The 12029-nt window shown below is 33.2% G+C and carries 11 protein-coding genes and 1 pseudogene; 3 read left to right on the forward strand and 9 right to left on the reverse strand.

The window, feature by feature from the left end; all coding sequences use genetic code 11:
• The first annotated feature begins 290 nt into the window (after positions 1-290).
• The 3 genes and pseudogenes from ACFIKO_RS04855 (at position 291) to ACFIKO_RS04865 (ending at position 1906) form a co-directional block, all read left to right on the forward strand.
• Positions 291-635, forward strand: a complete 345-nt coding sequence (locus tag ACFIKO_RS04855) for a hypothetical protein (protein ID WP_375619803.1) — start codon at positions 291-293, stop codon at positions 633-635.
• Positions 613-969, forward strand: coding sequence for a hypothetical protein (locus tag ACFIKO_RS04860; protein WP_375619802.1), 357 nt, complete (start codon positions 613-615; stop codon positions 967-969). The genes ACFIKO_RS04855 and ACFIKO_RS04860 overlap by 23 nt, the downstream gene beginning before the upstream one ends.
• A 413-nt stretch (positions 970-1382) precedes the next feature.
• Positions 1383-1906: pseudogene (locus ACFIKO_RS04865) on the forward strand (superoxide dismutase family protein).
• Between the two features lie 570 nt (positions 1907-2476).
• Here the strand turns inward: ACFIKO_RS04865 and ACFIKO_RS04870 are convergent.
• The 9 genes from ACFIKO_RS04870 to sufC form a co-directional block, all read right to left on the reverse strand.
• The gene (locus ACFIKO_RS04870) at positions 2477-3415 is read right to left on the reverse strand and encodes a COG2958 family protein (RefSeq protein WP_375619801.1); all 939 of its coding nucleotides are present in this window, start codon (positions 3413-3415) and stop codon (positions 2477-2479) included.
• Positions 3416-3789: 374 nt separating this feature from the next.
• Positions 3790-5103, reverse strand: a complete 1314-nt coding sequence (locus tag ACFIKO_RS04875; protein ID WP_375673435.1) for a hypothetical protein — start codon at positions 5101-5103, stop codon at positions 3790-3792.
• A 172-nt stretch (positions 5104-5275) separates the two neighbouring features.
• Positions 5276-5401, reverse strand: coding sequence for a hypothetical protein (locus ACFIKO_RS04880; protein ID WP_375673436.1), 126 nt, complete (start codon positions 5399-5401; stop codon positions 5276-5278).
• A 123-nt stretch (positions 5402-5524) separates the two neighbouring features.
• Entirely contained in the window at positions 5525-6424 is a 900-nt protein-coding gene (locus tag ACFIKO_RS04885; protein ID WP_375673437.1) for a DEAD/DEAH box helicase family protein, read from the reverse strand.
• A gap of 611 nt (positions 6425-7035) precedes the next feature.
• Positions 7036-8268: a site-specific DNA-methyltransferase gene (locus ACFIKO_RS04890; RefSeq protein WP_375673438.1), complete on the reverse strand. Its 1233-nt coding sequence runs from the start codon at positions 8266-8268 to the stop codon at positions 7036-7038.
• A gap of 57 nt (positions 8269-8325) precedes the next feature.
• Positions 8326-8727, reverse strand: coding sequence for an SUF system Fe-S cluster assembly protein (locus ACFIKO_RS04895; protein ID WP_273787976.1), 402 nt, complete (start codon positions 8725-8727; stop codon positions 8326-8328).
• Positions 8720-9964 (reverse strand): cysteine desulfurase, encoded by a 1245-nt coding sequence (locus tag ACFIKO_RS04900; protein ID WP_375619798.1) that lies wholly within the window; start codon positions 9962-9964, stop codon positions 8720-8722. Before ACFIKO_RS04900 ends, ACFIKO_RS04895 begins: the two co-directional genes overlap by 8 nt.
• 9 nt (positions 9965-9973) lie before the next feature.
• On the reverse strand, positions 9974-11236 hold the full coding sequence (sufD, locus tag ACFIKO_RS04905; RefSeq protein ID WP_375619797.1) for a Fe-S cluster assembly protein SufD: 1263 nt from the start codon (positions 11234-11236) through the stop codon (positions 9974-9976).
• An 11-nt stretch (positions 11237-11247) separates the two neighbouring features.
• Positions 11248-12003 carry a Fe-S cluster assembly ATPase SufC gene (gene sufC / locus ACFIKO_RS04910; protein WP_375619796.1) on the reverse strand — a complete coding sequence of 252 codons (756 nt, stop codon included), beginning with the start codon at positions 12001-12003 and terminating at the stop codon, positions 11248-11250.
• Positions 12004-12029 lie beyond the last annotated feature (26 nt).

A 12029-nucleotide genomic window follows, 5' to 3' on the forward strand; every position in this document is an offset into this window, starting at 1 on the left:
AGAACTAATAATCATAATAATTAAGTTAATTATAGACTACAGATGAAATTGTAAAGATATCTTGCTAAATCATTTCTGTTAAATTTTGCACAATAAAGAAAATGAAAAATAATACCGTTTTGAAATAGTTATTTTATAATATTAATTTTTAATAATAAAAAAAATTTTATTTAATCAATAGATTTTCAAAACTTTTTATCGTTAGGTATAATATTAAAAATAAAATCATCTTGGGAACTTGTTAGTAACACAGAGGTTAATGAAGTGTTGTTTCAACAAATGGTGACAAGATGAAACTAAATAAATTTTTGAAATTAAGTATTTTTTTTATAATGATTGTATGTGTCTCGTTAACAGTCACTGCTTCAATCAGTGAGGTTTTTCATCTTCCTTATTGTCAAGCCTTTACCTATAGCTCTACTCAAAATGTCACTAAAATAGGTCAGAACTCATTTACTGCTTCACAAGTTAAAAATTGCCTTATGCAAAATGGTTTTAAGAATATTAAACGATTGCGTTTAGATGACAAAGGCATCTGGCGTGCTTTAGTAAAATTTAAAAAGTCCCATTTTTTCGTATCCGTTGACTATTCAGGAACAGTTAGCATTCAAAATGAAAGAAAAAAATATGATTGATTTTAAAACTTACAGCAACGTTTCTGTTCATCTCTGTAAGAAAAAAAAATTAAAAAAGTGCTGCCATTCTATTAAAGAATTTGCTTTCATTGGCGGTTTAAATGGTAGCATATCAGGAGCTATCGCTGCAACTCTTGCAGCTTATGGTTATATTGCTCTTCCAGGATTTGGTCCAGTTATCGCAATGGGTATAGGAGTAGCACTTTCTGCCGGAATGATAATAGGAGCACTGATAGGATCAGGAATGGGAGGGAGTGTCGGTATATGCTGTATTTTATGGGAAATTTATATGAATAATAATAATTCTTTCTCTTATAAATTTCATAATGAATAGAAATTTCTCATCATTTTTTCGATGAAAAACAATTAAGTCATCAACAAATTATATGTTCTGTTTTTGATGAAACGATTATCATATTATAAATGAAATAATATCTACTTATAAAAATTTCTTGCTTAATTCTTTATTACACCTCAAAAAAGTAGATTTTTAAAGCATCTCTTGAAGAAATGTAAACGAGATATAATTATCGATCTATGAAAGCTATATTTTTTATAGATCAAAAAATGAGAGTTATATTCAGATTATATATAAATATGCTTTAATTTATTTGCTCTTTTTAAGATATAATATTTCTATATAAATTATTTAATTTAAATTTCAATTTAAGATAATCGTATATATTTAATAATATAGATTATTTTTATAGATAAAATTATATTTAAATATAAGTATAAAGTTATTTTATGAAAAAAATATTATTATTATTGGTTTTTATGGCATTTTTAATTCATAAAAATTCTGCATTAGCACTATCAACACAAGTAAATATTTATAAATTAGAAGATAATAATTCCAAAAAGGCTATTGGTAGCATTAAAATTGAAGAAAACGCATACGGTTTGATTTTCATCCCTAATTTATCTACTTTATCAGAAGGGATGCATGGTTTTCATGTACATGTAAATCCTTCATGTGATACAAAAGATGGCATAATTGGTGGAAGCGCAGGTGGACATTATGATCCGGAACATACCAGAAAACATTTAGGACCTTATAATGTCAATGGTCATCTTGGTGATTTACCAGCACTTTATGTTGATAAGCAAGGGTATGCTATAAGGAACGTTCTTGCTCCACGATTAAAAAAATCTCTGAAATTAAAGGGCATTCTTTAGTCATTCATTTAGGGGCAGATAATCAATCAGACGAACCATTACCGCTTGGCGGAGGTGGTGAGCGTTTGGCGTGCGGTATTATTGAAAAATAAAGAGAATATTGATGGTAAACTGTGTGAATATTTTATAAAATTAACGCTTTTTTTGAATGTTTAATTCGGATAACAAAAAACTTAATGATAATCAAAACGAACAGCAATGGAAATTAAAGAAATAGTAGTATAAGTTCTCCGTAAGAAGACTTCAATATGAGGAAGTAATATTTTCAATGTTTGATGTAAACAAAGCAAGAAAATTAAATTTCACTCTCTAAAATATCACATTTGTAATAAATTATAATCATTAAGTCTAGTTCTAATAGAATCACGCCCCACGCATAAAATAGAACGGGTCTAAAACAGAAAATTTACTCTTCCCCTACTCAATCCCACTTATGAGGTGCACGCAAACAATTTTGATTGATACAATATCAATATAAGATGGTTTGAAAAGATTAAATGCTAAGATATTCACCCCCTCATTTAAGTTTAAAACAAAGATTAATTGTCATTATAAATCAATATATTATATCAACATAATAAGTCAAATAAAATATTTAGAGTAATTTTTTATCACTCTGAAAAAAGGGCTTTTAAACAATAGAGTCTTTTTTAAAATACCTCTCATGGAGACATATGATCCCAATCTAGTGAACGCATCTCGCCAGTTTGATAAAATTGACGAATGAGTTTAATATAATCAAGAAAATCTTTGTTTTCCTCCACTAATCTATTAGCAGTATCCCAGTCAATATCACTACGTTCTTTGGCAGGAATTAAAATCTCACTCTCGGAAGAGTTTTCCTTATTAAGTCTTATAAATCCAACTCCATGCAAACTTGAAAGCATTCGAAGCTCTTTTAATGTATCAACCCCTTCAATTTCACTAGCAACTAAATAACTCAAATTAGCCCATGACGAATTACTAACTGTTTGAAAAAATGCTTTTCGTAAATTTGAACGATTGATGAGAATTTTTACTTCAAAAGACCAAAGCTTCGTTTTTTTATCAAAATATTGCAAAACACAATCTTTGATTTCACGATTCCATTCACTGCTTAAATCTTGCATTCCTACGAGATCTGGATAAAGCCATTTATTTCCGCCTGCACCATGTTTATTACGAGAACATTTCTCATTAATGCGCTTGCTGTAAACTGCAAGCTCTGACCATAAAAATTTAGATAATAACGGATAAAGATCATGCTCTTTAACAGAGCCATCTTCTGTTCTATTCTCTGCATTGTCCTCTACTGCATCAATTTCAGCACTATCTGTTTGTTTAGTAAAATAATATTGCCGTGGTCGTCCTTCAGTGGTTTTAATTTCTGAATAACGCTTTTGTAACTGAGGGCGTCTTGCTCCTATTTCAGCAACAATTTGCTGAATAAGAGCTGTATCACTATTAAGAGGAGTAATTATTGCCGTTGAATGCTCTTGTTTTTGACGGCATTTGTCTGGGTAATTTTCAAATATCCATTGAGCAATTTCTCGAGCTGTAAATTTTTTTGTCGGGTTTTTCTTTAAAAAATTAAAAACAGTGTTTGTTAAATTTAAACTCATATGAAAAACTCCCCCTTTCATCCTCTGAATATTTCATTATATTCAGGATTTTTAAATGAAAAAACAATAAACTATTTAAGTTTTTTTAAAAAAAAGCATAGTTATCAAATTACCCAATAAAATTAAAATATTTTTTTGAATTTATGACTATAAACTCAAAGATTTTTTCACATAAGGAAAGTAAGATTATACTTTTATCAAAAATTCTAAATGTGCTGAAAATCCCCATAAAAAATCATAATCTTGTGTAACTTTTCTATAAATTTTTCCTTTTATTTTAATGTTGTTAGAAAAAATATTAATTTTCTGATTTATGAAACCCCTAATATTTTTACATTAATGATGCGATAGTGCAAAAAATTAAAAATAATTATTCAAACATTTGATTGAACCTCACACCCGTCAATTAAAAAACTTATGTGTTTTATTTTTGAAGAAAATAAGTTATGAGCTCTCAAGTATAGATTCTGCAATGGTAAACTCTGCACACAAACCTTCAAAACTACTATTTTCTTTAATAGCATCATGGGGAATAAGAACATAATACCATTTTTACCGCCATAAGTAGCCGCATAGCGCGTTGCATGACAACACCATTCAACTGCAGATTCTCTCTTTTTTAACACAATAGGATTTTTTATTTCGGAAGCTTTTTTGGGCTCACAGAGATATTTTGCGTTCTTTGTTTCTACAACAAAGTCTGGTTCATAATTTGATCCTTTATCATATTCTATCTTGAAAAAACCTCGAGTGGGTTTCATCCATTTCAATACTTGTATATCATCCTCTAATATTTGAGCAAATCGTAATTCCCCTTCTACTGAATCAAACTTTTGTAAAGGATAACAGCATTTTCTAAAGCCGCTGAATACAAGTTTTTTAATATCGCTTTTAATGGCAGGAATATTACGAAAATCAAGAGGAGACGTCCCTTGCGGCAACACATAATGGATAGGCGTTAAGGTTGTAAACCCCCTCGTAATTTTAATCTCATAATCCCTCTGTGTTTCCCATTGGTGTTCTCTTAATTGCGCAACAATAAAACTAGTAAGCTTATTCTGATAGTGAATTAATACATTCTCAACGGCAGCATCATTTGGTAAATAAGATTGGAAATATTGTACCAACTGACTCGCCAATTTTCGTAATAATGGCGTATGGTTATCATAATCGATAAAGTCATTATCAATTAAACCGCGAATGATATAATTTTCAAGATAAGGCTCTTTGACATATTCATTCTTAGATGTGAAAAAAATGCTTTTATGGGTGCACAATTCTCGAATTAAAAGTTCTTTACTAACAGGTTGCAAATTTAAGTTTTCTAAATTTTCCAAATTAAAATCAGAAAAACCATAAGTAACCTCACGCGAAGGAATGAGTACAATATTGGGAATATCTATCATCAATTCTGCTAATTGTTTTGTCAAAATTGTCACCACTTTTGATACAACAAACTTTTGTGATGAAGGATTAATATTCATAACTTTATTAGCAATTTTTTCTTGTATCAGTGCAGAACAAAGCATTTGAGAACTTGGCAATTTATCATTCTCTTTGATAAGATCCCAAGCGATCGCTGCAATATCTTGCTCTTCAGGCGTTAATGTAGGGGAATCTGTATTACGTAATATGATACCTTGTAAATCAGAAGATGCTCCATTTATATCGGAATTACGTGTTACCATCGTTTGCATCAATAAAGCTTCTACTTGACATGGAACCGTCACTATATCTGTCTTTTCAGAGGGGATATTCCCTCCTGTTCCAATCTCAATATGCTTTTTTATAATTGAGTTTGGATCGTTTGCACGATCAATAATATCTTGAAAACGATCATGCGCAATAATTGTTAAACGATCAATGGCTTCCACGCTTTGTTCTATACCCATAAGGCAAACGCAATCCACGCCCAATTGTTTGCTCTGTTAAAATTTCTGAAGCCGATGCACGCAACGGTACAAATAGTATAAAGATTCGTGACATCCCACCCCTCCTTTAATTTATTAATGTGAATAACAATTTCTGTTGGTTCATGAGAATCTTCAATTGCAATAAGCTTTTGAATATTTTAGCCTTCTTCTATATTCGACTGTTTTGTATGAATCTCTAAAATTTTTCCCTTATAGGTACATGAAAAAAATTATCTGATTCCAATAAATTCCGTAGTTTTTGTGCATGAGTTGTATCTTGAGCGATAACTAAAACAAAAGGCTTAACGAATTTCTTTTTATAATCGTTAGCATAGATAACTAAATCTGCTTTTACTTTTTCGTGCGTATGAATTGCATCTTGTAGTTTAATATACTCTAATTGTTCAGGTGTGTAGTTTTTCGGTTGAAAGTCTTTCCGTGTAGCAACAGCTGGCTCTTTCACAAATCCATCTCTCATAGCCTCTGCAAGTGAATAGCTGTAAACAACGTTTTTAAAATCTACTGGTTTTGCACCTATTGTTTTAGGTGTAGCTGTAAGCTCTATTCCTAAAACAGGTTTTAACTCATTAATCGCCGAAATGCCTGCAGAAGCACGATAACGGTGTGCTTCATCCATTAACAAAACTAAATCAGGAAGATTTGCGAGATAATCAAAATAACTTTCGCCAATCGTTTCTTGCAAGCGTTTAATTCGCGGAATACTGGATTTTAATGCACCTTTTTTGTTATCTATTGTATTAATTTTAGAAATATTAAAAATATTGATAAAGGCTGTATCCCTACTCTCAAACAAACGCTTTTGTCCTTGAAAGTGGTGATCATCAGTGCGAATACCTTTACAACTTTCATAGTCGTCACCTGTAATAATAACAGGTCTATTTGCAATGAATTCACTTATTCCACTAAAGACATACTTTGGGCTTTGGAGAATAAAATCCTGTTTTAATTTTTCATAAATAGTTAAATTTGGAGCTAAAATAAAAAATGGCGACTGCGACCTGTTAAATAAAGATAGCTGATAAAAGCACCCATAAGTCGCGTTTTTCCCACATCCGTTGCTAAAAAAGCAAAACAAAAAGAAGGAAAGTTTTGTTCAAAATCTTATACAGAAGGATAAAGATTTTTTATCACTTCCAACTCTGCAACCAAATCAGCATTTTTAGAAAGCTCTATATTTTTTAAGATTTTTACCAAAATATTTAAAGACTCACGTTGAGGATTACACAACGATAAGCGAGCAGAAATCCTTTTTTCAACAGTGTTTATGAAAAACTCCACTTTTTATATATTATTCAAATAGATCTAATTCTTTTTGTGCAATATCTTTATCTTTGTTGCTTTCTTTTACCACAATCATTGGTTCAAGATTGGCTTGTAATCATCCCTTTCCCATTCGCATTTTTCTAATACTGCACGGGGAATTTTAGTGAGTGTTAGATTTTCAAATGATGCTGATTTTGTATCAAAGGCTGTACAACAAATCAGCAAAGTGCGATGAGAGCCTACCTCTTCGCTTATAATACGGAGGTGTTCATGAGTCATAGCGTTTGTTGTGACATAAATATAATCTCTCGCAGTTGAATACCCTTGCATCCAATAATGATTTTCATCAGGTGCATAGGTAAACCCCATATGTTTGCACATTGCTTCTGAAAGCATCGCAGCATTATATTCGCGACTAATAATCTATTGTCCCCATGGATCTTTTTGCAACAGAGAAGGTGTGAGGCGATAATAACGGAATCCCCCGCCACCTTGCCAATTGACACTTTTGGAAATTCCCCCTTGATCAGTTCCATCAATGACTTGTTTTAAACGAGGGATAATATGGGTGTGACAATGTTCACCAAGTTCAATCATAATCCACTTTCTTCCCATTTTATGAGCAACAGAACCGGTCGTGCCAGAACCAGCAAAAGAATCCAGTATAAGATCACCGGGGTTGGTGGCAAGTTGAATGATGCGTTCCATTAACCGTTCCGGTTTAGGAGTTGTAAAGACATTATCAGAATTAAAAACTTTGACTTCTTTTTTGGCATCTTGGTTGTGCCCCACTTCTGTATAGGGCCAAATCGTCATTGAAACCGTACCATTTTTTACTTCTGATAAAAAACGCTTCAGAGAAGGAACATTGCTTCCTGTTGGACCAAACCAAATACGATTATCTTTCAATAATTCAAAGAACTTTTTTTCATTCATAGCCCAACTTCTACCATTGGGGGGCATCACCTTGCGTCCAGAAGGTGTGATGATTTCATAAATATCCTTAAACGTCACTCTTTTTACGGATAAATCTCCAGATTTCCAAGGGCCGCGAGGATCATTATCAGGATTTTTATAGCGCGCATCCATATCGCTTGAACGAGGAAGCAATTGAGGACGCCAAATCATTTTATCTTTGGCATAAACCATTATAAAATCATGGTTATCAGAAAGCCATTTTGTATCATTTTGTGGAGCATATTTCTTTTGCCAAATAATATTGTTGATGAAATTTTGGCGACCAAAAATTTCATCCATCACCACTTTAAGATAGGCTTGTTCATCATCATCAATGGAAATCCAGATACTTCCATCATCCGCCAGTAAATGATGTAACAATTCTAGCCTGTATCTCATAAAACTTAGCCATATGGAATGCTCTAAACCATCTTTATAATGTTCAAAAGCATTACCTGTATTATAAGGCGGATCGATATAGATACATTTTACCTTGCCTGTATATTCTTTCTCAAGTGCTTTGAGTGCGAGTAAATTATCACCAAAAATAAGTTTATTATCAAAAATATCCTGAGATGATATTTGATGTGAGGCATGATAAGATTTTTCACGATCTTCTAATAAGATATGAGTTTTTAGTTTGGGGCGTTTCTCTTTTCCAATCCAGTTAAGTTCTAATTTTTGTTTATTATGATGCATGTAATCGTTTTTAAATCCAAATGTTTGAGAAAAACGATGCATTCACGAACAGTATTGTTAGTACCATCCGACAGCAATTTGAGCTTCTTCTGACATACAATCAGGTGTCCATGGTGGATCAAAAGTCATAGTGACTTCAACATACGAAACCCCTTCAACTGCACTAACTGCATTTTCTACCCACCCCGGCATTTCACCAGCAACAGGACATCCCGGTGCTGTAAGAGTCATTTCAATTTTTACTGAACGATCATCTTCAATATCAATACGATAAATCAGTCCAAGCTCATAAATATCAGCAGGAATCTCTGGGTCATAAACTGTTTTGAGAGCAGCAATAATATCATTCGTCATACGATCAATTTCATCTGCTGGAATTGCTGATATATAAGATTTTTTATTTTCGCTTACAGTTTCAACAGATTCTGTAGAATGACGCTCTTCAATTGATTCAGCCATTAAAAAATGTCCTTGTTTCTTTCAATGCTTCTACTAATTGATCTACATCTTCTTGAGTGTTATACATGGCTAATGATGCCCGACAAATAGATGTTAGACCAAAGCGTTGTAATAAAGGCTGTGCACAATGGGTTCCCGCGCGTATTGCAACTCCTTTTCTATCAATAAACATAGCGATATCATGGGCGTGAATCCCTTCAATTGTAAATGATATAATAGCTCCTTTATTGGGAGAATGACCATAAATACGCAATGACTCAACCATTTTAAGTTTTTCCTGCGCATAAGCTAAAAGGGACCTCTCATGGGCATGAATCGTGCTACGACCTTTCTCTTGTATATAATCAATAGCTGCAGTTAATCCAATAGCTTCAACAATAGGAGGAGTGCCTGCTTCAAAACGGTAAGGAGGAGCATTATAAAAAACCTTATCGGTTGTTACCTCCTCGATCATTTCCCCTCCCCCTTGAAAAGGACGCATTTCTTCTAGTCTATCTTCCTTACCATACAAAACACCAATACCGGTGGGACCATAAAGCTTATGACCTGTAAAGACATACCAATCACAATCGAGATCTTGCACATCAACGGTTAAATGTACTGCTCCTTGAGAACCATCAACAAGAACAGGAATAGAATTTTGATGTGCGAGCTTAATAATCTCTTTAACAGGAGGTACAGTTCCTAATATATTGGACATATGCGTAATAGCAACAAGCCGCGTTTTTTCGCTTAAAGCCTTTTGGAAATCTTCAGTGTGCAGAATACCATTTTCATCGACAGGAACAAAAATAAGTTTAACACCTTTTTGTTCACGGAGAAAATGCCAAGGAATAATATTTGAATGATGTTCCATGATCGTTAGAACAATCTCATCACCTTCTTTGAGTTTGGGCATAGCCCAACCATAAGCAACGGTATTAATAGCTTCTGTTGCATTTTTCGTAAAAACAATTTCTTCAGCTTTTTGAGCATTTAGAAAAACACGAACGGTTTCACGAGAATTTTCATATGATTGTGTTGCTATATTGGCTAAAAAATACATTCCCCTATGCACATTAGCATAACTATAATGATAATAATTATTCATTGCATTGAGTACTGACACTGGTTTTTGGGCAGAAGCACTACTATCAAGATATGCTAATCGCTTTCCATAAACTTGATGGTGCAAAAGAGGAAAATCACGCCGAATTTCTTCGACATTATAACTCAACGTTGGTGCATCAATTGCCATTTTTCTACCTTAAACATTTTTTTCAAGCCATTTACTAATGATATTCTCCAAAGCAATTTGAATATTATCTTGCTTGATCTCATCAATGAGCTCAGAGATAAATCCTTTAATCAAAAGTGCACGAGCCGTTTTAAATGGGATACCACGCGCCATAAGATAAAAAAGATAATCATGATTAATATTAGCAACTGTTGCACCATGACCGCATGCAACATCATCAGCAAAAATCTCCAGTTCAGGCTTTGCATTAAATTCTGCATCATCTGAAAGAATAAGGCTATTACAAGCCATGCGTGCATCTGTTTTTTGCGCTTTTTGAGACACACGTATTATTCCTTGGAAAACACCAACAGCCTTATCTGTAACCACATTGCGTATAATTTCGCTTGATGTTGATTTTTCTTCCACGTGACGAACAGTCATTGTAAGATCACTATGTGTTTGTCCTGATAATAAATTTATAACGCGTAATTGAAAATCAGATTCTTCTCCCTGTAATTCAATATCGACTTCTTGGCGATTTAATTGGCTCCCTATATTAATGACATAAAGTGATAACTTCGCTCTTTGATCAAGAACAGCACAAAATCGACCAAATTGTGTAGAATTAAAATCACGATTGCGAATGAGAATCCACGTAACATCACTATCAGCAGCAACATTTAATGAAAATATTGAACTGACAAAGGTATCTTTATCATTGCCAATCTGATGTTCAATAAACGTAACTTGACTATTTTTATCAACTTTTATATCCGAAAAAATATGAGATTGTCCCCCCATTTGTATATTTTGTAATTCAATGGGTATATTTAACTTTGTATTTTCAGGGATGTGAAAAAGCCAACCATCTGTAACAAAAGCTGTATTTAACTGTCCAATAAAATCCTCATCGGAAATATTTTGATTTATCTGTACAGAATTATCTTCCAATGCGTCTGAAAGGCGTTTTACTGTAATATTATCTACCTTTGATTCTATTGATGTTTTTCCATTGTTTATGGAGAAAACAGCACTTTCTGAAAACAAAGCATCAACCAATTGATTGTTTTGAACTTTTGAAAAATTGCTAATAGACTTCAGTAAGGTACGCAGATTGGTATAATGCCAGCTTTCGATTTTACGGGAAGGAAGCTGTGTGGTTTGAAACTGCTCAATAGTTTTCTTGCGGATTTCCTGTACAGCTTTATCACCAGGTAAGTCGTTTACACACTGATTGAAATTACTGAGTATATTTTCTTCAACTGCTAACAAGTCTTGCTGTGTATTCATATTCAATAACCTCAAACCGCTTCCCTGATAAGATCAGCATACCCATTTTGCTCTAAATAAAGCGCTAAGGATTTATCTCCGCTTTTGATAATTTGTCCTTTATAAAGAACATGTACCGTGTCAGGAATAATATAATTAAGCAGCCGTTGATAATGGGTAATCACCAAAAATGAACGTTTTGAATCCCGAAGTTTATTAACACCATCTGCAACAATTTTTAATGCATCAATATCTAAACCAGAATCCGTTTCATCTAAAATGCAAAGTCTAGGTTCAAGAAGTGCCATTTGTAAAATTTCAGCGCGCTTTTTTTCCCCACCTGAAAAACCTACATTTAATGGACGCTTTAGCATATCCATATCTATTTCAAGTTTGGCTGAAACTTCTTTAACACATTTTATAAATTCAGGAATTTTAAGCTCTTTGTCACCGCGCGCTTTGCGTTGAGAATTCATCGCAACTTTTAAAAATTCCATCGTTGCTACCCCTGGTATTTCCATTGGATATTGAAATGCAAGAAAAACACCATATATAGCGCGTTCTGCTGGATCCATTTCTAAAAGCGATTGTCCATTATAGAGAATATCTCCTTCTGTTATTTCATAATCATCACGACCAGCAAGCAAATAAGACAAAGTTGATTTTCCGGCTCCATTTTGTCCCATGATAGCGGCAACTTCTCCATCTTGAACTGTCAAGTTTAAACCACGAATAACTTCTGTATCGGTCCCAGCAATACGAGCGTGCAAATTTTTTATCTCTAACATAATTTAATCCTGTTTTGGCTGTTTTT

Origin of the sequence: Bartonella sp. TS82HLJMH, from assembly GCF_042193495.1 — a bacterium.
GTDB lineage: Bacteria > Pseudomonadota > Alphaproteobacteria > Rhizobiales > Rhizobiaceae > Bartonella > Bartonella grahamii.

What these genes read in the sequence shown, in the direction of transcription:
- ACFIKO_RS04855 (WP_375619803.1), top strand. Translation starts at nt 291, where the DNA reads ATGAAACTAAATAAATTTTTGAAATTAAGTATTTTTTTTATAATGATT.
- ACFIKO_RS04860 (WP_375619802.1), top strand. Translation starts at nt 613, where the DNA reads ATGAAAGAAAAAAATATGATTGATTTTAAAACTTACAGCAACGTTTCT.
- ACFIKO_RS04870 (WP_375619801.1), bottom strand. Translation starts at nt 3,415, where the DNA reads ATGAGTTTAAATTTAACAAACACTGTTTTTAATTTTTTAAAGAAAAAC.
- ACFIKO_RS04875 (WP_375673435.1), bottom strand. Translation starts at nt 5,103, where the DNA reads ATGGTAACACGTAATTCCGATATAAATGGAGCATCTTCTGATTTACAA.
- ACFIKO_RS04880 (WP_375673436.1), bottom strand. Translation starts at nt 5,401, where the DNA reads ATGTCACGAATCTTTATACTATTTGTACCGTTGCGTGCATCGGCTTCA.
- ACFIKO_RS04890 (WP_375673438.1), bottom strand. Translation starts at nt 8,268, where the DNA reads ATGCATCATAATAAACAAAAATTAGAACTTAACTGGATTGGAAAAGAG.
- ACFIKO_RS04895 (WP_273787976.1), bottom strand. Translation starts at nt 8,727, where the DNA reads ATGGCTGAATCAATTGAAGAGCGTCATTCTACAGAATCTGTTGAAACT.
- ACFIKO_RS04900 (WP_375619798.1), bottom strand. Translation starts at nt 9,964, where the DNA reads ATGGCAATTGATGCACCAACGTTGAGTTATAATGTCGAAGAAATTCGG.
- sufD (WP_375619797.1), bottom strand. Translation starts at nt 11,236, where the DNA reads ATGAATACACAGCAAGACTTGTTAGCAGTTGAAGAAAATATACTCAGT.
- sufC (WP_375619796.1), bottom strand. Translation starts at nt 12,003, where the DNA reads ATGTTAGAGATAAAAAATTTGCACGCTCGTATTGCTGGGACCGATACA.